Origin of the sequence: Pseudomonas sp. B21-028, assembly GCF_024749045.1 — a bacterium.
Classification (GTDB): Bacteria; Pseudomonadota; Gammaproteobacteria; order Pseudomonadales; family Pseudomonadaceae; genus Aquipseudomonas.
Genome location: NZ_CP087184.1, coordinates 6,099,320 through 6,122,592, shown reverse-complemented (window position 1 = coordinate 6,122,592; position 23,273 = coordinate 6,099,320). Strand labels below are relative to the sequence as shown.

At 61.5% G+C, this 23,273-nt stretch carries 22 protein-coding genes and 1 pseudogene; 10 read left to right on the top strand and 13 right to left on the bottom strand.

The window, feature by feature from the left end; genetic code table 11:
• Positions 1–202: 202 nt before the first annotated feature.
• Together LOY35_RS26690 and LOY35_RS26685 are read left to right on the top strand one after the other, a co-directional pair.
• A complete protein-coding gene (locus tag LOY35_RS26690) occupies positions 203–676 on the top strand; it encodes a hypothetical protein (protein ID WP_258629016.1) in 474 nt (157 codons plus the stop codon).
• A gap of 251 nt (positions 677–927) precedes the next feature.
• A pseudogene (locus LOY35_RS26685) lies at positions 928–1,092 on the top strand (alpha/beta hydrolase); the annotation flags it as partial.
• A gap of 131 nt (positions 1,093–1,223) precedes the next feature.
• On the opposite strand, the gene LOY35_RS26680 reads toward LOY35_RS26685, so the two are convergent.
• Positions 1,224–1,967: a DUF2059 domain-containing protein gene (locus LOY35_RS26680; RefSeq protein WP_258629014.1), complete on the bottom strand. Its 744-nt coding sequence runs from the start codon at positions 1,965–1,967 to the stop codon at positions 1,224–1,226.
• Positions 1,968–2,107: 140 nt separating this feature from the next.
• Here LOY35_RS26680 and LOY35_RS26675 point away from each other — a divergent pair, with 140 nt between their 5' ends.
• Both LOY35_RS26675 and LOY35_RS26670 read left to right on the top strand, forming a co-directional pair.
• A complete protein-coding gene (locus tag LOY35_RS26675; protein WP_258629012.1) occupies positions 2,108–2,740 on the top strand; it encodes a 2OG-Fe(II) oxygenase in 633 nt (210 codons plus the stop codon).
• A gap of 2 nt (positions 2,741–2,742) precedes the next feature.
• Positions 2,743–3,222 carry a DUF523 domain-containing protein gene (locus tag LOY35_RS26670; protein ID WP_258629008.1) on the top strand — a complete coding sequence of 160 codons (480 nt, stop codon included), beginning with the start codon at positions 2,743–2,745 and terminating at the stop codon, positions 3,220–3,222.
• A 181-nt stretch (positions 3,223–3,403) separates the two neighbouring features.
• On the opposite strand, the gene LOY35_RS26665 is transcribed toward LOY35_RS26670, so the two are convergent.
• A complete protein-coding gene (locus LOY35_RS26665; RefSeq protein WP_258629004.1) occupies positions 3,404–4,777 on the bottom strand; it encodes a GTPase/DUF3482 domain-containing protein in 1,374 nt (457 codons plus the stop codon).
• Positions 4,770–6,137, bottom strand: a complete 1,368-nt coding sequence (locus LOY35_RS26660; RefSeq protein WP_258633738.1) for a DUF2868 domain-containing protein — start codon at positions 6,135–6,137, stop codon at positions 4,770–4,772. Before LOY35_RS26660 ends, LOY35_RS26665 begins: the two co-directional genes overlap by 8 nt.
• A gap of 95 nt (positions 6,138–6,232) precedes the next feature.
• On the opposite strand from LOY35_RS26660, the gene LOY35_RS26655 reads away from it, so the two are divergent.
• The gene (locus LOY35_RS26655) at positions 6,233–6,745 is read left to right on the top strand and encodes a dihydrofolate reductase (protein WP_258629002.1); all 513 of its coding nucleotides are present in this window, start codon (positions 6,233–6,235) and stop codon (positions 6,743–6,745) included.
• A 285-nt stretch (positions 6,746–7,030) separates the two neighbouring features.
• Entirely contained in the window at positions 7,031–8,086 is a 1,056-nt protein-coding gene (locus LOY35_RS26650) for a haloacid dehalogenase-like hydrolase (RefSeq protein ID WP_258629000.1), read from the top strand.
• A gap of 180 nt (positions 8,087–8,266) precedes the next feature.
• On the opposite strand, the gene ilvD is transcribed toward LOY35_RS26650, so the two are convergent.
• From ilvD to LOY35_RS26625, 5 genes are all read right to left on the bottom strand, one after another.
• A complete protein-coding gene (gene ilvD, locus LOY35_RS26645; RefSeq protein ID WP_258628997.1) occupies positions 8,267–10,108 on the bottom strand; it encodes a dihydroxy-acid dehydratase in 1,842 nt (613 codons plus the stop codon).
• A 258-nt stretch (positions 10,109–10,366) separates the two neighbouring features.
• Complete coding sequence (locus tag LOY35_RS26640) at positions 10,367–11,569, bottom strand: MFS transporter (protein ID WP_258628995.1); 1,203 nt, start codon at positions 11,567–11,569, stop codon at positions 10,367–10,369.
• Complete coding sequence (locus tag LOY35_RS26635) at positions 11,562–12,515, bottom strand: diiron oxygenase (protein ID WP_258628992.1); 954 nt, start codon at positions 12,513–12,515, stop codon at positions 11,562–11,564. The genes LOY35_RS26640 and LOY35_RS26635 overlap by 8 nt, the downstream gene beginning before the upstream one ends.
• Entirely contained in the window at positions 12,512–13,594 is a 1,083-nt protein-coding gene (locus tag LOY35_RS26630) for a SagB family peptide dehydrogenase (protein ID WP_258628990.1), read from the bottom strand. The genes LOY35_RS26635 and LOY35_RS26630 overlap by 4 nt, the downstream gene beginning before the upstream one ends.
• Before the next feature lie 435 nt (positions 13,595–14,029).
• Positions 14,030–15,226 (bottom strand): class I SAM-dependent rRNA methyltransferase, encoded by a 1,197-nt coding sequence (locus LOY35_RS26625; protein WP_258628987.1) that lies wholly within the window; start codon positions 15,224–15,226, stop codon positions 14,030–14,032.
• A gap of 282 nt (positions 15,227–15,508) precedes the next feature.
• Between LOY35_RS26625 and LOY35_RS26620 the strand changes: the two genes are divergently transcribed.
• The 3 genes from LOY35_RS26620 to LOY35_RS26610 are packed head-to-tail and all read left to right on the top strand — an operon-like array spanning position 15,509 to position 17,543.
• On the top strand, positions 15,509–16,324 hold the full coding sequence (locus LOY35_RS26620) for an HDOD domain-containing protein (RefSeq protein WP_258633737.1): 816 nt from the start codon (positions 15,509–15,511) through the stop codon (positions 16,322–16,324).
• A 29-nt stretch (positions 16,325–16,353) separates the two neighbouring features.
• Positions 16,354–17,166, top strand: coding sequence for a bifunctional DNA-formamidopyrimidine glycosylase/DNA-(apurinic or apyrimidinic site) lyase (gene mutM, locus LOY35_RS26615; RefSeq protein WP_258628984.1), 813 nt, complete (start codon positions 16,354–16,356; stop codon positions 17,164–17,166).
• A 56-nt stretch (positions 17,167–17,222) separates the two neighbouring features.
• Positions 17,223–17,543, top strand: coding sequence for a multidrug transporter (locus LOY35_RS26610; protein WP_258628981.1), 321 nt, complete (start codon positions 17,223–17,225; stop codon positions 17,541–17,543).
• Positions 17,544–17,695: 152 nt separating this feature from the next.
• Here the strand turns inward: LOY35_RS26610 and LOY35_RS26605 are convergent, their stop codons facing one another.
• The 5 genes from LOY35_RS26605 to LOY35_RS26585 form a co-directional block, all read right to left on the bottom strand.
• On the bottom strand, positions 17,696–17,947 hold the full coding sequence (locus LOY35_RS26605; RefSeq protein ID WP_144926124.1) for a YfhL family 4Fe-4S dicluster ferredoxin: 252 nt from the start codon (positions 17,945–17,947) through the stop codon (positions 17,696–17,698).
• Positions 17,948–18,083: 136 nt separating this feature from the next.
• Complete coding sequence (coaD, locus tag LOY35_RS26600; protein WP_040071510.1) at positions 18,084–18,563, bottom strand: pantetheine-phosphate adenylyltransferase; 480 nt, start codon at positions 18,561–18,563, stop codon at positions 18,084–18,086.
• A gap of 115 nt (positions 18,564–18,678) precedes the next feature.
• Positions 18,679–20,274, bottom strand: coding sequence for a GMC family oxidoreductase (locus LOY35_RS26595; protein WP_258628976.1), 1,596 nt, complete (start codon positions 20,272–20,274; stop codon positions 18,679–18,681).
• A gap of 146 nt (positions 20,275–20,420) precedes the next feature.
• Positions 20,421–20,966, bottom strand: a complete 546-nt coding sequence (locus LOY35_RS26590; RefSeq protein WP_258628973.1) for a twin-arginine translocation pathway signal protein — start codon at positions 20,964–20,966, stop codon at positions 20,421–20,423.
• A 28-nt stretch (positions 20,967–20,994) separates the two neighbouring features.
• Positions 20,995–22,425, bottom strand: coding sequence for a coniferyl aldehyde dehydrogenase (locus LOY35_RS26585; RefSeq protein WP_258628972.1), 1,431 nt, complete (start codon positions 22,423–22,425; stop codon positions 20,995–20,997).
• Positions 22,426–22,573: 148 nt separating this feature from the next.
• Here LOY35_RS26585 and LOY35_RS26580 point away from each other — a divergent pair, with 148 nt between their 5' ends.
• On the top strand, positions 22,574–23,245 hold the full coding sequence (locus LOY35_RS26580) for a TetR/AcrR family transcriptional regulator (protein ID WP_258628971.1): 672 nt from the start codon (positions 22,574–22,576) through the stop codon (positions 23,243–23,245).
• Positions 23,246–23,273 lie beyond the last annotated feature (28 nt).

Below are 23,273 nucleotides of genomic sequence, written 5' to 3'. Positions count from 1 at the left end.
ATTCGGAGTCTCCAAAATATCGATTGGTTATCATGATGGCGGTATATATTTCGGATGAATCTAGCGACCTGTAATTTCTGTCAGTAGGTCGGCCTGTAAATTCGAGCTAGTCTGCTCGTGACTAACCAATAAGTTTTAAAAATGGTTTAGTTGGGCTGCGTTAATAAGGCAGTTTCTTTATATTTATTTGAGAAAGTTTGCCATGCAAAATGATACCGAAACCCTGGACCATAACCAGCCAGCCACTGGCTCTTTCCCTGGAACCTACAAGTTATATAGTTTTGCGGATCCTGCTAAGGTACTTGGGATGCGTACGGTTGAAGGAGTGCGCTATGTCGTGTTGGTTTCTGACTCTGACGACTGGCGAAATTGGTGGAGAATTGAGCTGGTTACCGATCACGGATATGTTCTCCGTCAAGGAACGGAGTCCCTTTTTATGAATTTAATGGATGATGGTGGTGTTCAATGTGTATTTGCCAGCTCCGCGGATCGTAACATTTGGTATCTTAGAAGTTCGGCTGATGTAGCTGTGTATTACATTCAAAATCTCCAATGGTCCGATAAATTTCTCTCTGTACTGTTTCCGCATCTACCGGGTACGGAGCCCCGTATTGTCGGCGGGCTCTATAATGAATCAACCCATATGTGGCAAAAATTCAAAGTGGTAAGGGTGTGAAGTTCTGGCAGTCTGAGCTTTCGGAGTGTTGCGAAGTTACGCCGCAGCAGTCATCAGTCGCCCGTTTGATATGCTAGTTATTCAATCCACTTGCGCTGACAAAGATGACGGCGGTGACAACCGGTAATAGGAAGGCAGCGAGTAAGCGTCTTTATCGGGTGACAGTGGTCCCATGAGCTCGCTGTTGGCCCCCTGTTTTCCTCGGAGGGATTGTTGTCTTATTTACTCACTGGAGGGTCTTGGTCCCGAGGACGGTGGACTGGGTGCACAACCTGCAAGTGCTGCGTGGAAAGTTTAACCGACCGCAGGTGTTGATGTTGCCGGAGGGGCGGCACCGCCTGGCGAACGAGGCCTTGGCGATGCGGCAGGAGATGTTTGGGTTTCTGACCAAGCGGATGAGCCGGATCCGGCGGTGACTACAAGGGCCCTATCGCGAGCAGGCTCGCTCCCACAATGAATCTCGGCGGGTCACAAAATCCGTGTACGCACCCGATTCCCTGTGGGAGCGAGCCTGCTCGCGATGGCGGAACCTCAGGCGCTGAAGTTTCTACTGCCCGAGGTTCTGCCCCACCGCCAACCCCGCCCGGATCGCCGCCAGGGCCGCCTGGTAATAGGCCTGGCCCTCGGTCGATTCGGCAAACGTGGAAAACTCCTCCAGCTCGGTATCGGTCAGGTCGCGGTAGACGTACAGCAGCGTGTTGTTCAGGTCGGCGCCGATCTGATCCATCAGCCGCTGGCGCTGGCCGTTCAGCATGCCCTGGGCCTGGCCGCCGCCCAGCAGGCCGGGGATCATCGAGCTCAAGCTGTCGGCCGCCACGCCGGCGATGGCCAGGCTCACTTCGGCGCCGGCCTCGCGGGCGGGCAGGGCCTGGGCCAGGTGGCCGATGATCAGCAGGCGGTTATCGCTGGCCGGCATCTTGGGCAGGCCCTTGGCGTTCTTTGCCAATTGGTCGCGCCGGGTCGCCAACAGCTCGGCGGCCACCACCTTGCGTCCCAGGGGCGACTGGAAAAATGCCAGCGCCGGATTCGGATCACGAAGATGTTTACGCATCTGCGCTTCGGCCCGCTGGTCCATGGCCTGGGGGGCGAAGCGCTGATTGCTGTTGTTCACCAGGGCCTGAAACACCGCCGGCGGCAGGCTGTTCTGGTAACGCTGCTGCGCGGCGCTCAAGGCATCGTTGAAATGCGCCCGCTGTTCCGGCCAGCCGGCGACCTTGTACAACTGGTCGTAGCTGTCTGCCCAGGCGGGCAAAACGCAGAACATCAACAGTGAGAAAAGCAAACGGCGCATAGGGACTCCTGTCAGCAGCCGACTATTCTCCGTGGGGTGCGGGAACTTGTCGAGAATTCGTATCAAGTTCGTACGGCGGTGCCACCTGGCGCTGCACACCCGCTGCGTGGCGCTGTCGGTTTTGCGGGTACAGGCATACTATGCGCGCCATGCAAATACCATCCGATCACCCGTTGCTGTTACGTATCGTCGACGACCTGGCCGAGCGCGGCTGGTCGCAGCAGAACATCTTCCTGCCGGATGCGCTGACCCGTGCCCTGGCGGCCGAGTGTCGCCAGCGCGCCGCCGAAGGCGAACTGGCCCCGGCTGCGGTCGGGCGCGGCTTGTCTTCGGAGATCCGCGAAGGCATACGGGGTGATCGCATCCAGTGGATCGAACCCGGCCAGGCCGAGGCCTGCGACCGTTATTTGGGACTGATGGACAGCCTGCGCGAGGCGTTGAACCGTGGGCTCTTCCTGGGCCTGGAGGACTTCGAAAGCCACTTCGCCCTGTACCCGCCCGGCGCGTTCTACCTCAAGCACGTCGACCGTTTTCGCGATGATGACCGGCGCATGGTGTCGGCGGTGGTCTACCTCAATGACGGCTGGTTGCCGGAGCATGGCGGCCAGTTGCGCATGTACCTGGAAGAAGGGAGGGAGCAGGACGTGGTGCCCACCGGCGGCTGCCTGGTGGTGTTCCTGTCGGGAAACATCCCCCATGAAGTCCTGCCGGCCACGCGGGATCGCCTGTCCTTGACCGGCTGGTTTCGACGCCGTGGCAACGAGTTGTTCTGAGCATGGAAAAGATTCTGGTCAGTCGTTGCCTGCTCGGACATCGTGTGCGTTATGACGGTGCTGCCAGCGGGCCGTTCGAACAACTCCAGCGGTGGCTCGATGAAGGCCGCGTCGTGCCACTGTGCCCGGAAGTCGCCGGCGGCTTGCCCACGCCTCGGGCAGCGGCGGAAATCCCCGGCGGGCAGGGCGCACAAGTGCTCGATGGCCAGGCGGCAGTGATGACTACCGAGGGGGAGGACGTGAGTGCGCAGTTCCTGACGGGTGCGTACCAGGCCCTGGAGCTGGTGCGTGAACACAGTATCCGGATCGCCGTGCTCAAGGCCAACAGCCCGTCCTGCGGCAACCTGCTGACCTATGATGGGACGTTCGGCGGCGTGAAGGTCCCTGGCGAAGGCGTGACCGCGGCGTTGCTCAAGCGTCACGGGGTGCGGGTGTTCAGTGAGTTGGAGTTGGTTGAGGCTGCGGCGGCGCTCAAGCTTTGATCAACTGCTGATCTCCACCTGAAATTACCGCTTTTGTGGCGAGGGGATTCATCCCCGCTGGGGTGCGCAGCGCCCCCAAAAAGGATTGACGCGGTCTACCTGACACACCGCGGTGTCAGGTTTTAGGGGCGCTGCGCACCCCCAGCGGGGATAAATCCCCTCGCCACAAGGATCGTGTCGCCTATAGCTGCGTGGCCAACTGCTCGATCTGCTCTTGCCGCTCGGCCTGGTTCAACTTTGGATGGGGGTTGAGCGATGACCACTGTGGATACGCTCGAGCCTTGTTCAAGGCTTCGGGCAGTTTGCCTTCGCGCCAGCTTTTGTCCTGGGGCGTGTCGATTCGAATGCTGTCCAGCGCTGCATGGCCGCGCTGGTTCAGGGCCAGCAGCAGTTGCCGTTGGCGCAGGGCCAGCAGGCGCAGCACGCTATCGTCCACCGTCAGTTCCCGCTGGCCCTTGAGTTTGCCCATCAACCGGTTGCCATAGCCGCGGACGGTTTGCAGGGCGCCGCCGGCAATAGCGCCGACCAGGGCGGCGGCACCGAGGGTCAGGCCGCCCACGAGCAAATCCACCCCCGCCCCGGCTGCCGCCCCGGCCGCGATTCCGCCGCCGACCCGTACGCCCAGTTGCTTGAGGGTTGCCGGATTGAACAGGTCATCGCCCCAGCGTCCATCGAGCAGCGGCAGATCACTGGCCGCGGCGTCCCGGGGACGGAAGGCGTAGAGCTTGAGCAGGGCCTCGACGCAGCGTTGTTCCCGTTGGCGCACCGCGTTGCGCAGCTCGCTGATGGCTTGGCCCTCCAGCTCGGCGTCGCTGGTCACGCTGCGTCGGCAGGCGGCGCAGTCGATCAGCAACTCGGCGATCAAGCGCGCCGCACTCTGCTGGCGCGCCAGGCGTTGGGCCTGTTGATCGGCAATCAGTCGTTCCAGTTGGCCACGCGCGTTTTCCAACAACAGCGCAAGACTTTCATACAGCCGCCGCTCGCCATCCTCGGGCGGGGCAACGCTGTCGAAACGCACCAGGGCGTGCAGCCCCAAGCGGGCCAGGGCCTCGCGCCAGTCGGGTTCGCGGTGCTGGGCACTGCTGACGAAATTCAGCACCGGCAGCAGCGGTTTGCCGCAGCTGGCGAGGACCTCCAGTTCATCACGGTACTTCGCCAGCACCGGCTCCCGGGCATCGATCACGTAGAGCCCGGCATCGCTGGCGAGCAGTTGCCGCAGCACTTTGGCTTCCTGCTCGAAACGTTGTCGCGCCTCGCTGCCCTCCAGGAAACGGGCCAGTCGCGCCGGACCGTCCAGGCGTTCGCCGGGACGTTCCAGGCGCTCGAGGTAATCGAGCAAGGCAATGGCATCCTCCAGGCCCGGCGTGTCGTACAGCTCCAGCAGCGCTTCGCCGTCCACCGACAGGCGCGCGCCCTCTACGTGCCGGGTGGTGCTCGGGCGGTGGGACACTTCGCCAAAGCCGACGTCCCGGGTCAGGGTGCGCAGCAGCGAGGTCTTGCCGACGTTGGTGTGGCCGACCACGGCCAGTTTCAGTGGCTTCATGGGCTCAGTCATGGCCGGTCTCCAGCCAGTTCAAGGGCGCGCAGTCGGCGAAGGGCAGCTGCAACTGTTGCAGCGCGTTGTGCCAGTCGCCCAGGCGCTCGGCGTCCAGGGCCTCGCCGGGGGGCGCTTGCAACAGCCAGACGCGGGTCGCACTGGCGCTGCGGGCCAGTTCGGCGATCAACGCCAGGCTACCGCGGTCCGGTGAGCGCCGTGGGTCGCAGGCAATCGCCAGGCGCGCCGGAGGAAAGCGCGACAGCTGTTCGAGGAGCTTGTGACGTGACTCGCGGCTGTCGAGGACGCCGGCGTTTTTCACCGAATCCGGCAGCGTCGGCGGCCAGGGCCGCTCGTCCAGTTCGATCGCCACCAGCAGTGCACCCGCGCTGTCCATCGTGGCGACGGAACGCTCGATCTGATGCAACTGTCCGGGCGCGGCGTCGTTGACCCCCAGCCGCTCACTGCTGGGCATCAGGTGTTCGCGCAATTGCGCGTAGCCTGGCAGGTTCAAATCCAGGCGCAGGGTGGCGCGGCCGCGCCGCCAGCGCCACAGGCACAGCAGCGCCAGGCCCAGGCGCGGCAGCACGCCATACACCAGCATCACGCCCACCAGCCACGCGGCCCAGGCCTGACGAGCGCTTTCGATGTTCAGGGCGCCGTCGCCGCTGGCGCGGATCATCTCGACGGTCGGGACACTGAACCCCAACAGCGCTGGCAACGCGCCCAGGGTGCGGGTCAGGGTAACGAAGGTTTCGCCACCGAGAATGGTGGTTTCCCAAACGAAGCCATAGCGTCGGGTCGCCATCAGCAGCAGTACGATGACCAGCGCACTGAGCATTGCCAGCAGCCACAGACCGTTGACCAGCATGCCGAGGGCCCAGCGATTGAGTTTGTGTCGTTGCAGCAAGAGCAACAAGGCCGGCGCCAGTTGGGCGGCCTTGGCATCGCGGGCGAGTTTTTCGCTGAGCCACAGCCACAGGCGTCCCAGTGTCGCGCCTTGTTCCCCGGCGAATACCAGGCCCAGGGCCCAGCCGATGAGCAGGATCAGGTTCACTCCCAACAGGCTGCCGAGGGCCCAGAATACGTTGACGGGCGTTCGACCGTCGCCGAGCGCGGCAAACCCCAGGCCGGCGCCGCTGATGATGGCGAAGACGGCCAAGACGATCAGTGCCAGGCGTGCCCCTTGCAGCCAGTGGCGCAGGGCTTCGGTGAGGCCGTCACGCTCGGCCAGCCGGTGGGCGCGATGGTGGATGCGGGTCGATAGATCGCCGCCGGCCGCGCGGGCCAGGCGATTGGCTTCCTGGTCTTCGAGCGGACCTGCATGTTCTTCACGCAGGCGTACCGTTTCGGTCAGCCAGAGGTTCTGCAGTTCAGTCAGGGGAGCAGTCACGTGCGCTTCCGTTGCAAATGAGCGTTGAGGATAACCGCTGAGCGCCTGTCAGGGTACGTTGAGCCTCTGCTATCCTCGGCGCCATGAAAAAAACTCTCCCCTTAAGCCTGATCGCAGCCCTCGGTGAAAACCGTGTGATCGGCGTCGACAACAGCATGCCCTGGCACTTGCCGGGGGATTTCAAGTATTTCAAGGCCACCACCCTGGGCAAGCCGATCATCATGGGTCGCAAGACCTGGGATTCCCTCGGCCGGCCGCTGCCGGGGCGCTTGAACATCGTCGTCAGTCGTCAGCCGGGCCTGGTGCTCGAAGGCGCGGAAGTCTTTTCCTCGCTGGAGGCAGCGGTGGAGCGGGCCAACGGGTGGGCGCTGGAGCAGGGTGTCGATGAGCTGATGCTGATCGGCGGCGCCCAGCTGTACGCCCAGGCCCTGGAGCAAGCAGATCGGCTGTACCTGACCCGCGTGGCCCTGAGCCCGGAAGGGGATGCGTGGTTTCCGGAGTTTGATTCGAGCCGGTGGGAATTGGTTTCGAACCAGCCGAACCCGGCGGAAGGGGATAAGCCGGCGTACAGCTTTGAGGTTTGGGAGAAGCGCTAGAAGCATCGCGAATAGGCTTCGCTCCGACAAGGGAATCTTCGTTACCAAAGAGTCTCCGCTAAGACTTGCCAGCCACCTGAAGCTGAGACTGCGAGCAGGGAAGCCTAACAGTCTGAAAATTAATGAATTAATACTAAAAAAGCATGTTGAATGTCGTTTATGGAATAAGGGCTTGGCGTTTGCAGATACGTCGCTGGCGTTATCAAGACGCAAGCGGTCGTGGACAGGCGAGGATCGTCATAAGCATTTGTTAGCGTCGGATCTTTGAATCTGGGAGAAATGCCGATGAAGCTCGTACCTCGTTTTCTCGCTGTCGCCCTGAGCCTTGGCCTCGCCGGCCAGGCACTTGCCACCGAACTCAAGCATTGGCCGGCGGAACAGGCCAAGGCACTGGATGCGATGATCGCGGCCAATGCCAACAAGGGTAACTTCGCGGTGTTCGACATGGACAACACCAGTTACCGCTACGACCTTGAAGAATCGTTGCTGCCGTTCATGGAAAACAAGGGCCTCATCACCCGGGAAACCCTGGATCCCTCCCTGAAGCTGATGCCGTTCAAGGATACGGCCGATCACAAGGAAAGCCTGTTCAGTTACTACTACCGCCTCTGCGAAGTGGACGACATGGTCTGCTACCCATGGGTGGCGCAGGTGTTCTCCGGCTTCACGCTCAAGGAACTCAAGGGCTACGTCGACGAGCTGATGGCGTCCGGCAAGCCTGTACCAACCACGTATTACGACGGCGACAAGGTGGTCAACTACAACGTCAACCCACCGAAAGTCTTCACCGGCCAGGCCGAGCTGTACAACAAGCTGATGGAAAACGGCATCGAGGTCTATGTCATGACCGCGGCGTCGGAAGAGCTGGTGCGCATGGTCGCCTCCGATCCGAAATACGGCTACAACCTCAAGCCGCAGAACGTCATCGGCGTGACCACGCTGCTCAAGGATCGCAAGACCGGCGAGCTGACCACCGCTCGCAAGCAGATCACCGCCGGCAAGTATGACGAGAAGGCCAACCTGGACCTGGAATACACGCCTTACCTGTGGACCCCGGCCACCTGGATGGCCGGCAAGCACGCGGCGATCCTGACCTATATCGACGAGTGGAAAAAACCTGTCCTGGTGGGCGGCGACACGCCGAGCAGCGATGGCTACATGCTGTTCCACGATGTGGACGTGGCCAAGGGCGGTATCCATCTGTGGATCAACCGCAAGGACAAGTACATGACCCAGATCAACGGCATGATGGCCAAGCACGCTGCCGCCCAGGCCAAGGAAGGGCTGCCGGTTACGGCGGACAAGAACTGGGTGATCGTGAAGCCTGAGGACATTCAGTAAACCCAGTAACTCCTGTGGGAGCGAGCCTGCTCGCGATAACGGTGTGTCAGGCACATCGATGCAACTGATCCACCGCTATCGCGAGCAGGCTCGCTCCCACGGTTGATCACCCTTTGCCATGGGATATCAGGCAATAAAAAGCCCCGCACTTGCGGGGCTTTTTATTGCGGCGCTGGAGGCCTACAGCCCGTCCAGCATCGCCTTGTTACGCACCGCGCCCTTGTCGGCACTGGTGGCGAGCAGGGCATAGGCCTTGAGGGCGGTGGTCACTTTACGTGGACGCACTTCCACCGGCTTCCAACCTTTCTTGTCCTGTTCGACGCGGCGCGCGGCCAGTTCTTCGTCGCTGATCAACAGGTTGATCGAGCGGTTCGGAATGTCGATCAGCACTTTGTCGCCGTCGCGCACCAGGCCGATGGCGCCGCCAGCGGCAGCTTCTGGCGAAGCATGGCCGATGGACAGGCCCGAGGTGCCGCCGGAGAAACGGCCGTCGGTCAGCAGGGCGCAGGCTTTGCCCAGGCCCTTGGACTTGAGGTAGGAGGTTGGATAGAGCATTTCCTGCATGCCCGGGCCACCTTTCGGGCCTTCGTAGCGGATGATCACGATGTCGCCGGCCTGCACTTCGTCGGCAAGGATCCCGCGCACGGCGCTGTCCTGGCTTTCGAAGATCTTGGCGTTGCCTTCGAACACGTGGATCGACTCGTCGACGCCGGCGGTTTTCACCACGCAGCCGTCCAGGGCGATGTTGCCGTAGAGCACGGCCAGGCCACCCTCTTTGGAGTAGGCATGTTCGACGCTGCGGATACAGCCATTCTCACGGTCGTCGTCCAGGGTTTCCCAGCGAGTCGACTGGCTGAACGCGGTTTGCGTCGGAATGCCCGCCGGGCCGGCCTTGAAGAAGTGGTGCACGGCTTCGTCGGTGGTCTGGGTGATGTCCCATTTGGCGATGGCGTCGGCCATGGTCTTGCTGTGCACGGTCGGCAGGTCGGTGTGCAACAGGCCGCCACGGGCCAGGGAGCCAAGGATGCTGATGATCCCGCCGGCACGATGCACATCTTCCATGTGGTACTTCTGGATGTTCGGCGCAACCTTGCACAGTTGTGGCACGTTCCGGGACAGGCGGTCGATGTCGCGCAGGTCGAAATCGATCTCGGCTTCCTGGGCGGCGGCCAGCAGGTGCAGGATGGTGTTGGTGGAACCGCCCATGGCGATGTCCAGGGTCATGGCGTTTTCGAAGGCCTTGAAGTTGGCGATGTTGCGCGGCAGCACCGACTCGTCGTTCTCGCCGTAGTAGCGCTTGCACAGCTCGACGATGGTCCGTCCGGCCTGCAGGAACAGCTGTTCGCGATCGCTGTGGGTGGCCAGGGTCGAACCATTGCCTGGCAGGGCCAGGCCCAGTGCTTCGGTCAGGCAGTTCATCGAGTTGGCGGTAAACATGCCGGAGCACGAACCGCAGGTCGGGCAAGCGCTGCGCTCGTACTCGGCGACCTTCTCGTCGGAGGCGCTGGAGTCGGCGGCGATGACCATGGCATCCACCAGGTCCAGGCCGTGGCTGGCGAGCTTGGTCTTGCCAGCTTCCATCGGGCCGCCGGACACGAAGATCACCGGGATGTTGAGGCGCAGGGCAGCCATGAGCATGCCAGGGGTGATCTTGTCGCAGTTGGAGATGCACACGATGGCGTCGGCGCAGTGGGCATTGACCATGTATTCGACGGAGTCGGCGATGATTTCCCGGCTCGGCAGCGAATAAAGCATGCCGTCGTGGCCCATGGCGATGCCGTCGTCCACGGCAATGGTGTTGAATTCCTTGGCCACACCGCCAGCGCGTTCGATTTCGCGGGCAACCAGTTGGCCCAGGTCCTTGAGGTGTACGTGACCGGGTACGAACTGGGTGAAGGAGTTGGCAACGGCGATGATCGGCTTCTTGAAGTCGTCATCCTTCATCCCCGTGGCGCGCCACAGTGCGCGGGCGCCGGCCATGTTGCGGCCGTGGGTGGATGTTTTCGAGCGGTAATCGGGCATGGAGCACTCCGGGCGGCTAATCAGATATCAAGGGGAAAGTGAGCTTCTATTGACGTCTGGAGCACTCGGGGTTGGCCGTGTGTCCGGAAGTGGCCGATGACTGTGCAGGATCGCTGCGCGTCTCAGCATGAGCTCATAAACCCGCCGGGGGATGAATGGCGATGAATGTCGCGATTCTACACCGCTGGCGCCAGGATGAAATGACGCAAAGCGCTGATCGGATGCCAATGTCGTGCTCGGGATGACGACCGGCGGCGCTCAGCCGGTCAATAGCCCCCGGCGACGATGCCGGATCAGGCCATTGAGCGCCAATCCCAGGAGGCTGAGCAGCACCAGGCACAACGCCAGGGTGGTTTGCAGGTCAAGCGGCGTGAGGCTGATCGCGGCACTGGTCAGCCCGCCGACGATGAAGATCAGCACGCTGCCAGCCGAAGCGGACGTACCGGCTTGCTCAGGGAACAGGTTCATGGCCCGGGTGTGGGCCGCCGCACGGGCGATGGTAGTTCCGGCGGTACAGATGATCATGGGCAGCAATACCGTGGTGACCGATAACCCGAGATGGCTGGAAAGCCCGAACATCAAGACGCCCGCCAGCAGGATCAGGCTCAGGCCGGTGATGATCTGTGTCTGTGGGTCGATCCGGTTGCTCAGCACTGTCGCCACCGCGCCGCCGCCGATGTAGGCCAGTCCGTAACCCAGCAGTGCCAGGGAAAAAGCCTCGGGCGAGAGCTGTAGCTGGTCGATGAATACCAGCGGAGAAATGACGATGAATGAAAAGTGGCAGGAAAAAGCCAGTGCCGAGGTCAGCCAGTAGGCCATGAAGCTGAAATCACCGCATACCTTTCGATAGGCGCCGATGAAGTTCAGGCGCCTGTCTTGGCTGCTCGCCGTGGAGTGGCTTAATAAACGCCAGGCGCTCACGAATACGCCGGCTGCCAGGGCAATGAACACCAGAAAGCTGCCGCGCCACCCCATCCAATGCTGCAGCCCGGTACCGGCCAGGGGAGAAACGGAAATGAAAATACCACCGCAGGTGACCAGGAAGATGCGCAGCCGCTGTTGTTCCAGGCCGCTGAACAGGTCCTGGATCAACGCCTGGGACAGCACGAAACAACCGCATCCCAACGCCTGGACGACGCGGAAGAACAGAAATGCCCCGTAGTCGTCGGTGAGTACGCAACCCGTGGCTCCGGCGGCTGAAACGGTGATCCCGATCAACAGCAGGTTCTTGCGTCCCATTGTGTCGGAGAGCGGGCCGATCAGCAGTTGCGAAAGGGCGATGCCTATGGCGAACAGGCTGACCGACAGGGCGATGTCGGACGAGGAACGTCCGAAATGTTCGGACAATGCCGGGAACGAGGGCAACACGACGTCGATCGGGAACACACCGAGCAGGGTCATCGTGACCAATAAGCCGACGGTGGCGGGTTTGCGGCCTGGAAGGCCATTGGGCTCAACCATCGATAAACCCTGTCTGGGCGAAAAGCCGCCGATGGTGTTCGTCGTCGAAAAAACCTGCCTTGCGCATGGCCGCGAAGGTCGACACCGCCCCCGAGCGCACTCGTTGGCCCTGGGCGTCCGGCAGCAGGAGGTCGCCAACGATCTGGAGGGCAGACCGTTCGTTGAAACCGACGCTGGCGAGGCTGCGCTTCAGCCAGGGCATGTCCGGCTTGAAATAGAGGCCGATGATCTGCAGCAGCAGGGTTGCGGCCAGGTCGCGCTGCGTGGGATCCAGGGCGGCCCACAGGTACTGGAACACTTCGCTGAAGTAGCGACTGTGGCGTGCCTCGTCCTCGAGATGACTTCTGAGCATCCGGTATACGGTGCACACCAGGGTGTCGCGGGTAATGGTCAGTAACTCCTTGGCGATGATCGTCTCGGAGACGAACCCCAGCAGGAACCACGCCAGAGGCCGGTCCCCGGGAGCGACGGTATCGATCATGCCCAGCAGGCGCTGGATACGCCTGGGTGGTGGCCGGTCGCTGATCCCGTAGAGGGTCGCGATCTGTTCAGCCACTTCATTGGAAAAAAGTGCGTGGTAGCCCTCGTCGGTATAGAGCTGCAGGGCCGCGGTTTTCATCGGCAGGGGAATCGGCAGGGGCAGCTCGCCATGGACGATGGTTTCCACGGCGCGATTGACGACCCGGTGTTCGAGCAGCGTGGTGTAGTCGAGGAAATGCACCAGGTGGTTGGCCGCAAGGCGCTGTGCAATGGAGCGGCCTGCCTCGTGGATCAACGGATGTTCGATATAGGGAATGAAGGCTGGCGGAAACCAGTCTCGACTGCGGAGCTGTTGTTCCAGGTTCTCCGGCAGACGATAGTCGCCCTTGCCGACGCGTACGGCGGCCTTGTGATCCCAATCGCCCAATGTGTAATGAGGCGCCCGGCTGGAGGCTGAGCTGGTCATGAAGCGACCTCCTGTCGGTCGATCAACGCCATCAGCTCCTTGCAATGCACCTGTCCGTCGCCATGGCCGCAGCCGACAAAAAACAACGGTTGTTCGCAAGTACCTTCAAGGCCGAGCAGGTGTTCGACTTCACGGTCGGCCAATGCTCCGGTCAGCCAGGTATCGAGGCCCAATGCAGTCGCAACCATCAGGAAGGTCTGGGACACATGACCGGTTTCGACAAAAGCCATCCGGTAGGCGCGAGAGTGAGGGTATTTCCACCAGAGCTTGTCGAAGCGCGAGGTGAGGAACAGCCCGAACGGCAGGGGATTGATGAAGTGCTGACCGCACAACAGATTGCCCAGAGATTCGGCGGGCAGCGGCTGGATCAGGCTCAGGGCATGTGCGTCCGGATGATAGGCGTAGACGCCGGGTGCCAGGCCCGTCACGTTGCGTACGTACAGGTAACCCTCGCAGGCATTCAGGCCTCCCCCCGAGGGGCTGCTGCGTCTTGCCCCCAGCGCATCGGGACAGGTGGCCCCCTGGGTGCCCCGGCGTTCGTTCAGGTACCCCAGGGCCAGGTACAGGAGCGTGCCGACCTGTTCGATCGAGATGGCTTGTTCGCTGAATGAGCGGGACGTGCGTCGATCGACCAGGGTCTGGGGCAGAGAAACGTCCGGCATGTCGATCAACGTGCAGGGAGGCAGGACGATCCGGTCGGCGGGATACGTTCTTGTCCGGGTGGGAGGCACTGGTGAAGACAGCACTTCATTGCAATGCTGCAGGTACTCGGTCGCCCATTCATTCACGTCTCTGGGAACTTGTGCACAAGGAATATTCTTTGTGCCGATGTGGAATATCCTGGACAACTCATCCCAGTGCCACTCAATGGGGCTTCCCGGTTCTTCGATGAGTATGTTCGCGTTCATGAAATCGGCATCGATTGAATTGTTGATGTCGAATTGCAGTGGGTTGGCTATAAGTTGCGCCAGTCGTGTCGAATAATGCAGGTCGAGTTCGAATTGGGTATGACGCTCGTAGTTCCATATAACTTGGTGCGGCGGGCGCGCAAGAACGAAGAGGCACGGATTTATATACATGCAAAGGGGTTCCGCTAGGGGTAAGACTTTCCGGATGAGGCTGAGACGCCGGCACTCCTCAGCCCATCGTTTACTTCAAGCTCTTACTGGCTTAGCGGCTCTTTGGAGTAATCAGGCCCGCCAGGTTTGCGATTTTGTCAGCTTCCAGATTGATTGCTTTCATGATGCAGCTCCTTTGCGTTGAATAAATGTTGTGTTCTCAATATTTGTCACTTGTTCAGTGACTGTTCAATCATAGTTTTTAATGAATACTTGGCAAGGGGAGATTGAGTAGGAAAGCTCCAGTAATAATGTGAGAGGGTTCTTACAAAGATGCCGGGTGGGGGTATTAACTTCGAGGTTGGGTAACTTTTCTTACGCAAAAAACAATCGCAGCCGAAGCTGCGATTGTGGGTAGGCCGGATGCCGATGCTCAGGGCGCAGGGCCCCGGTCCATTAGCTGTTGGGCAACAGCCGGCAGGTGATGCTCTTGATATAGCGGGTTTCCGGGATGGCCGGGTGAACCGGATGGTCCGGCCCTTGACCGCCGCGTTCAAGCAATTGAATGTTGCGGTCCAGGTGACGGGCACTGGTCAGCAGGATGTTCTGCAGGTCGTCTTCGGGCAAGTGCATCGAGCACGACGCGCTGACCAGGATGCCGTCCTTGGTGAGCAGGCGCATGGCCTGTTCATTGAGGCGGCGATAGGCACCTTCGCCATTCTTGAGGTCTTTCTTGCGCTTGATGAAGGCCGGCGGGTCGGCCACGATCACGTCGAAACGCTCTTCGCTGGCCTTGAGTTCCTTCAGGGCTTCGAATACGTCGCCTTCAATGCAGGTCAACTTTTCGGCAAAGCCATTCAGTGCCGCGTTGCGTTCGACACCGTCGAGGGCGAAGGCCGAAGCGTCGACGCAGAAGACTTCGCTGGCGCCGAACGCCGCGGCTTGCACGCCCCAACCGCCGATGTAGCTGAACAGGTCCAGTACCCGCTTGCCCTTGGCGTAGGGGGCCAGGCGCGCGCGGTTCATGCGGTGATCGTAGAACCAGCCGGTCTTCTGGCCTTCCATGACCGGCGCTTCGAATTTCACCCCGTTCTCTTCCAGGGCAACCCATTCCGGCACCAGGCCGAACACGGTTTCGACGTAGCGCTGCAGGCCTTCGGCGTCGCGGGCGGCGGAGTCGTTCTTGAACAGAATGCCGCTGGGCTTGAGCACCTGGGTGAGGGCCGCGATCACGTCATCCTTGTGGGCTTCCATGGTGGCGGAAGCGATCTGCACCACCAGGATGTCGCCGAAGCGGTCGACCACCAGGCCCGGCAACAGGTCGGAATCGCCATAGACCAGGCGATAGAACGGCTTGTCGAACAGCCGCTCGCGCAAGGACAACGCGACGTTGAGGCGATGCACCAGCAGGGATTTGTCCAGCGGCAGCTTGGCGTCACGGGACAGCAGGCGGGCGCAGATCAGGTTGTTGGGGCTCATCGCGACGATGCCCAGCGGCTTGCCGCCGGCGGCTTCGAGGATCGCCTGGTCGCCGGCCTTGAAACCGTGCAGCGGGGTGGCGGCCACGTCGATTTCGTTACTGTAGACCCACAGATGGCCGGCGCGCAGGCGACGGTCGGCGTTGGCTTTGAGGCGCAGGCTGGGCAGGGACATGACGTCGCTCCGAAAAAAAGAGCGGGAGTATACCGTGTTGGGGGAGCCGGCGGGCCCGGAGGTCGATATGTGGCAACCGGATCGCCGGTACGAAAAACAGTTCAAGCTCAATGGTGTTGCTGCCGACTCAGGCCTGAGTCTCCATGAAAGTTTCGCCGATCTACCCAAGCGGTGTGTCGGATCCGTCTTTCAGGGTTAGAATCCTTGCCTGTCCCAGAGTGTGTGCCCATGTCCAACGAGCTTTCCGCCGAACAGATCCAACAGTCCCTGCAAGGCATCAGCGTGCCGCCCCAGCCGCAGATCATGGTGGATCTGCAGATGGAACAGTACATGCCCGATCCGGACCTGGAGACCATTGCCAAGCTGATTTCCCAGGACCCGGGGCTTTCGGGGGCCTTGCTGAAAATCGTCAACTCGCCCTATTACGGCCTGCGCAACAAGATCACCTCGATCCAGCGCGCGGTGAACCTGTTGGGCAGCCGTTCGATTATCAACCTGATCAATGCGCAGTCGATCAAGGGCGAGTTGCACGACGATGCCATCGTCACCTTGAACCGCTTCTGGGATACGGCCCAGGACGTGGCGATGACCTGCCTGACCCTGGCCAAGCGGGTCGGCCTGGAGAATGGCGATGAAGCCTATGCCTTGGGGCTGTTCCACGATTGCGGCGTGCCGCTGATGCTCAAGCAGTTCCCCAGCTACATGGCCGTGCTCGAGGAGGCCTACGCCAGCGCGAGCGCCGAATGCCGGGTGGTGGACACGGAGAACCGCGTATTCAATACCAACCACGCCGTGGTCGGTTACTACACCTCCAAATCCTGGCGCCTGCCGGATCATGTCAGCCAGGCCATCGCCAATCACCACAACGCCCTGGCGGTTTTCAGCGACGACTCTTCACGCAACAACAGCTCGCTGAAGAACCTGTTGGCGATCCTGAAGATGTCCGAGAACATCTGTGCATCGCACCGGGTGCTGGGCAATCAGGCCGAAGACCATGAATGGGATTGTGTCGGTCCCCTGGTGCTCGATTACATCGGCTTGTCGGAATACGACTTCCAGACCCAGAAACAGGAAATCCGCGACCTCGCCACTCGTTGAGTGCCCAGCTCGCCTGACTCGAGAGCCTCATGCCAGAACTGCCGGAAGTCGAAACCACCCGCCGCGGAATCGCGCCACACCTTGAAGGGCAGCGGGTCAGCCGTGTGATCGTGCGCGACCGCCGCCTGCGCTGGCCGATTCCGGAAGACCTCGATGTGCGGCTCTCGGGCCAGCGTATCGTGCAGGTGGAGCGGCGAGCCAAGTACCTGCTGATCAATGCGGAGGTCGGTACTTTGATCAGCCATTTGGGCATGTCCGGTAACCTGCGGCTGGTGGAGGTGGGCATGCCTGCCGCCAGGCACGAGCATGTGGACATCGAGCTGGAATCTGGCCTGGCCTTGCGCTACACCGACCCGCGACGCTTTGGCGCGATGCTCTGGAGCCTCGACCCGCTCAACCATGAATTGCTGGTACGCCTCGGGCCGGAGCCGTTGACCGATCTGTTTGACGGTGAGCGTCTGTTCCAGCTCTCCCGTGGGCGTTCCATGGCGGTCAAGCCGTTCATCATGGACAACGCGGTGGTCGTGGGTGTGGGCAACATCTATGCGACCGAAGCGCTGTTTGCCGCCGGCATCGACCCGCGTCGGGCCGCTGGAGGCATTTCCCGGGCCCGCTACCTGAAACTGGCCATCGAGATCAAACGCATCCTTACCCATGCCATCGAGCGTGGCGGCACCACGTTGCGGGATTTCATTGGCGGCGATGGCCAGCCCGGGTATTTCCAGCAGGAACTGTTCGTGTACGGCCGGGGCGGGGAGCTGTGCAAGGTCTGTGGCACGGGCTTGCGGGAAATTCGCCTGGGGCAGCGTGCGAGTGTCTGGTGTCCGCGTTGCCAAAGCTGATTCGTCCTACGGTCTATAGTCAGTAGTCATACTGATCAGCCGAAGGATCGACCCCCATGAGACTGTTTCGACCTGTTGTTTTAATGCTGCTGCTGACCCTGGGTTTGCCTGTTCTGGCGAACAGCGGCAGTGGTGATCCGCGCTACACCATCCAGAATCCGCCCGCCTTCGCCATGATCGGCGACTTGCTGATCGCCCGCCCGCTGCTGCTCGCCGCCACCGTAATCGGTGCGGGGGCGTTCGTGGTGTCGTTGCCCTTTACCGCGTTGGGTGGCGGAGTCGGCGATGCGGGGAAGGCGCTGGTGGTGGATCCGGCGAAGGCCACGTTTGTGCGGTGCCTGGGGTGTGTCGGGGAAGGGTTTGAGCAGCAGGAGTGAATCGTGCGGTGGTGCTGATGGCCTCATCGCGAGCAGGCTCGCTCCCACAGGGAACCTGCTGTGATCAGGGCAGGTGTGTCCGATCCAGATCCCTTGTGGGAGCGAGCCTGCTCGCGATGAGGCCGGTGCAGACGCTACACAAACTTTCTGGCTCAACCCTTGCCAGTGATCTTGCGATATTTCGCCATCAACTGCTCTTCGGTTTCCGGATGGGCCTCGTCCAGCGGAATGCAATCCACCGGGCAGACCTGCTGGCACTGGGGCTCGTCGTAATGGCCGACGCACTGTGTGCACAGGTTCGGATCGATGACGTAGATCTCTTCGCCTTGTGAAATGGCCTCGTTCGGGCATTCGGGTTCGCAGACGTCGCAATTGATGCAGTCGTCGGTGATGATCAGGGACATGCAGGCTCCTGCCGGGGCGTTGGGCCCGGGCATCTGAAAACGAATATGCGCAATTGTGCCGCATTGGCGAGCGCAGTGCACGCGGGTGCGATGGACTGCGTTCGTTCTGCCGCGAAGTGGATCGCAGTCAGTCGGACTACTTCTTGAAGCGCAGGGTCAGCGCATCGGCCACGGCCGGGTGGACGAACTTGGTGATGTCGCCGCCCAGGGCAGCAATTTCGCGTACCAGGGTCGATGAGATGAAGGAATAGCGCTCCGACGGCGTCAGGAACAGACTTTCGACGTCCGGGGCCAACTGGCGGTTCATGTTGGCCAGCTGGAACTCGTACTCGAAGTCCGAAACCGCCCGCAGGCCGCGCAGGAACACATTGGCGTTCTGTTCCTTGGCAAAGTGCGCCAGCAGCGTCGAGAAGCCGACCACCTCTACGTTGGGCAGGTGCTTGGTGACTTCACGGGCCAATTCCACCCGTTGTTCCAGCGGGAACAGCGGGTTTTTCTTCGGGCTGGCGGCAACGGCAATGATCACATGGTCGAACAGGCGCGCGGCGCGTTCGACCAGATCGCCATGGCCCTTGGTAATAGGGTCGAAGGTACCTGGGTACAACACTCGGTTCATCGCGTCGTCCTGGCGGGAGTCCGTTGGGGAGTCGGATGGTATCGCAGCCTTCTCGGTCGGCCAAGTCGGCTGTGGGGTAAGAAAGCACTATAGACGCTGCGAATGATCTGGATATTCATGAATTTCTCAGACGTTCGGCCAGGGATGTCGCCAGTTTTGCCGTCAACCCATACACCGACAATTGCGGGTTGGCACCGATGCTGGTGGGGAACAGCGAGCCGTCGTGGATCGAAAGGTTGCTGAGTTGATGATGACGGCCGAGGCTGTCGGCGACAGCGGTTTGCGGCGTTTCGCCCATCGCGCAGCCGCCCATCACATGGGCGCTGCCCAGGCGTGTGCGATACAGGGCAAGGTCCAGTCCGTCGATCAGGCTTCGGGCCTCGGCCAGGGTGTTCACGTAGCGGGCATCGCTGTGCAGCGGCATGACCGCCCTGGCGCCGCCGGCGAACTGAATCTCGGCCATGCTGTGGAACGCACGGCGAAAGCCGTCCCAGGCGTAGGGTGAAACGCGGTAATCGAGCACCGGGGTGCTATCGCTGCGCAACTCGACACTGCCGCCGGGGCTGTCCGGATGAAAGCCGTCGCGCAGCAAGGCCAGCATGGCATGGGTATGGGGCAGTTGCGCCATGCGATCGGCGTTCTGTATGCCGAAACCGCCCAGCAGCGTGGCAGCGAGGGCGGGGTGCAAGGGGGGGACTTCGAGTTTGTAGGACATTTTGCCGGTAGCGCCGTCCTGCCATTGGAAGTGATCCGAATAGATCGACTGTGGCGCGCCGTAGAACGGGTTGATGACCTCTTCGAACTGCCCGGCCGACATGTTCACCAGATGCAGGAATGTCCGTTTGCCCAGGCGTTCATGGGGGTCTGGTGCATCGGAGCGCAGTAACAATGCCGGACTGTTGATGCCGCCGCCGGCCAGCACGTAGTGGCGCGCCTTGACGGTAATGCGCCGCCCGGTGGGTGCCACACAGCGTTCATCCATGGCCAGGCATTGCAGGTCGACGACCGCATCGTTCTTGAGGGTCAGGCGCTCGGCCCGCGCCAGGTAAAGCAACGCGCCGCCCTTGTCGAGCAGGCTCGGGATGGTGGTGACCAGCATCGACTGCTTGGCGTTGGTCGGGCAGCCCATGCCGCAGTAGCCCAGGTTCCAGCAGCCGCGCACATTGCGCGGGATGACGTGCCAGCTATAGCCCAGTCGTTCACAGCCTTTGCGGATGACGTCGTTGTTGGCATTCGGCGGAATCAGCCACGGTGCCACGCCCAGGCGTTGTTCCATCCGCTCGAACCAGGGCGCCATCTCGGCAGGACTGTGCCCTTTGACGTTGTGCTCGGCCGCCCAGTGATTCAGGGTCTGGTCCGGTGTGCGGAAGCTCGAGGTCCAGTTGATCAAGGTCGTGCCTCCCACGGCACGGCCCTGGAGGATGGTGATGGCGCCATCCTTGCTCATGCGCCCCAGGCCTTCCTGGTACAGGCTGGTGTAGGCCTGATCTTCGAGCAGTTTGAAGTCGCTGCTGGTCTTGAGGGGGCCTTCCTCGATCAGCAATACGTTGTAGCCGGCCGCGCTGAGGATCTCCGCCGTGGTACCGCCGCCCGCGCCGCTGCCGATGATTGCCACGTCTGCTTCCAGGGTCAGGTCCTGGCTCAGCCGAGCGCCGTTGTAGGTGGTCCAGCCGCGGGCAAGGCCCTCGCGGAAGGGGTCGGGTACGGGCATGTTCAGGCTCTCTTGTTGTTCTGGGTGGGCGGTGGTCTTCTTGTGGGAGCGAGCCTGCTCGCGAAAGCGGTGGGCCAGTAACATTGAGGTTGGCTGACACTCCGCCATCGCGAGCAGGCTCGCTCCCACAGGGATTTCGGTGGGTCTCAAACCGTTGGCGGCCCCGGATAGCCGCAATGTGCCCAGGCCTCGGCCCGGCTGTACCACGCCATCATCACCATTTGCAGCAACGAACTGTGGCCCTGGCGCAGCAGGTCCAGCGAGCTGTTTTCCCAGCGATCGAGGAACTGGCGAATGTCATCGGCGCTGGCGGTTTCCCACGGGCCCCAGACGCCGGTCAGCGGCCCGCGGGTAATGCCCAGCGTGAGTACGTCGAACAGTTGGCGGGTGAGCTTGAGCATGGGCGGGGACAGGTGGGCCAGGCCGGTATCCAGGCTGCCCAGGGTGGCGTCAGCAGCGGCTGGAAGTTGTTCGACCGTCACGGCGCCCTCCAGCATCACGGGGATGACGGCGCGTAAAAACGGCAGGTCGCTGTCTCGCAGGGCGGCAAGACCCTTGGCCGGTTGGCTTGGCGAGCAACCGCTCAGGCTGGCTCCCAACCCGACGGTGCTCAGGAATACGCTGGCGCCGAGGCTGAATTTCAGCAGGCCGCGCCGCGACAGTGCGGGTGTATCGGTCAGGCTTGGGTTCATTATTGTTATTTCCCGCTCAGGCACCCGGTTAACGGACAAACAGCTTCTGAATCAACTTCTGGAGCGGCTTGCCGTAGGGCGGATAAATCAGTCTGGCGGCATTGAAGCGTTGTTTGCTCAACACGCCCTTGGCTTTGCTGAAGGTGAGGAAACCTTCGTGCCCGTGGTAATGCCCCATGCCCGAAGGACCAATACCACCGAACGGTAAGTCATCCTGGGCAACGTGCAGCAAAGTGTCGTTCAGGCAAACGCCGCCGGAATGGGTTTCGTGGAGTACGCGATTCTGCTCGGCCTTGTTGTAGCCGAAATAGTAAAGCGCCAACGGACGAGGTCGTTGATTGATGTAGGCAAACGCCTGGTCCAGGTCGTCATAGGGCACGATAGGCAGCAGCGGGCCGAAGATCTCGTCCTGCATGACGGTCATGTCGTCATTGACGTTGAGTAGGAGGCTGTGGGGCATGCGGCGTCCCTGGCCCTGGTCGAACAACTCGATCAGCAACCCGCCCTTGCCGGTCGCGTCGCTGATGTAGCCGTTGAGTCGTGCCAGTTGTCGTTCGTTGATGATCGCGGTGTAGTCCGGGTTGTCAGCCAGGGTCGGATAAAGCCTGCGAACCGCCTCGCGATAGGCATCGACGAACTCGCCGACGCGGTTTTGCGGCACCAACACGTAATCTGGCGCGACACAGGTCTGCCCGGCATTCAGCATCTTGCCGAAGGCGATGCGCTCGGCGGCATCGCTCAGGGGCACGTCGGTGGACACGATGGCGGGCGACTTCCCACCCAGTTCCAGGGTGACGGGGGTCAGGTTCTCGGCAGCGGCCCGCATGACATGCTTGCCAATGCTGGTAGCGCCGGTAAACAACAGATGATCGAACGGCAACCTGGAAAAGGCTACGCCGACATCTGCCTCGCCGAGCACCACGCACACCAGGTCCTGGGGGAAGATCCGCGCCAGCAATTGCTTGAGCAGAAGTCCGGTGGCCGGTGTGGCTTCGCTGAGCTTGAGCATCACCCGGTTGCCCGCCGACAACGCCCCGACCAACGGCCCGATGGCCAGGAACAGAGGATAGTTCCACGGCACGATGACCCCGACCACGCCCAGCGGCTGATAGATCACCTTGGCCGAGGCCGGCTGGAAGGCCATGCCTACCTTGCGCCGGGAGGGTTTCATCCAGCCCTTGAGGCGTCGGCTGGCGTAATGGATGCCGTGCAGGCTCGGCATCAGCTCGGCCAACAGCGTTTCGTCGGCGCTGCGGTGGCTGAAATCCTCGCTGATGGCGTCGATCAGGGCCTGTCGTTCGTTGCTCAGCATTTCCCGGAGGGACTTGAGCCATTGCCGACGCTGCTCGGCGGGAGGCATCGGATGAACGGCATACGCCTGGCGCTGTGCCTCGAAGAGTGACTGCAGCTCATCCAATTGCCGTTGGGAGTCGCGCAGATAAGCAATGTCGGCAGGCATCATCAGGCACCAGTTCTTATTAGTGTGGGTGTTTTCTAGAGCTTATGCTCTATGAAGTCAAATGACATCCTTGATGCCTTTTGGGGTTGTCCTCTGGGCGATAGGTCGTAAGATGCCCCAATGCTTTCGTCGAATTAAAGCCCAAGCCATGGCCATACGAATGAAAACCAGCGAGCGCATCGTGCAAAACAGCCTCGAGCTGTTCAACCAGCAGGGCGAGCGCAGTGTCAGCACCAACCACATTGCCGCCCACATGGACATGTCCCCGGGTAACCTCTACTACCACTTCCCCAACAAGCAGGCGATCATCGCCGTGCTGTTCAGTGAGTACGAAAACCTGGTGGACAGTTTCCTGCGCCCGCCCCAGGGGCGGGCGGCCACGGTGGAGGACAAGCGCTTCTATCTCCAGGAGTTGCTGTCGGCGATGTGGAGTTATCGCTTCCTGCACCGGGACCTGGAGCATCTGCTCGACAGCGATCCGGACCTTGCGGCTCGCTATCGCCGGTTCTCCCAGCGTTGCCTGATCCACGGGACCGCCATCTATGAGGGCTTCGTCGCGGCCGGCATTCTGGAGATGGATCGGGTGCAGATCGAATCCCTGACCCTCAATGCCTGGATCATCCTGACATCCTGGGTGCGATTTCTTTGCACCACGCGGGAAAACTTCAATCATTTGAGCGAACAGGCCATCAAGCGCGGGGTATACCAGGTGTTGGTGCTGGAGGCCGGTTTCGTGACCGATCAGGCCCGCGAAGCGGTGGATGCACTGTTCAAAGAGTATTACGTCCCTCTGCCCCAGACCCTGGAGGACGGGCAGTAGGTATCGGATCTGAACCCTAAAGGCCACT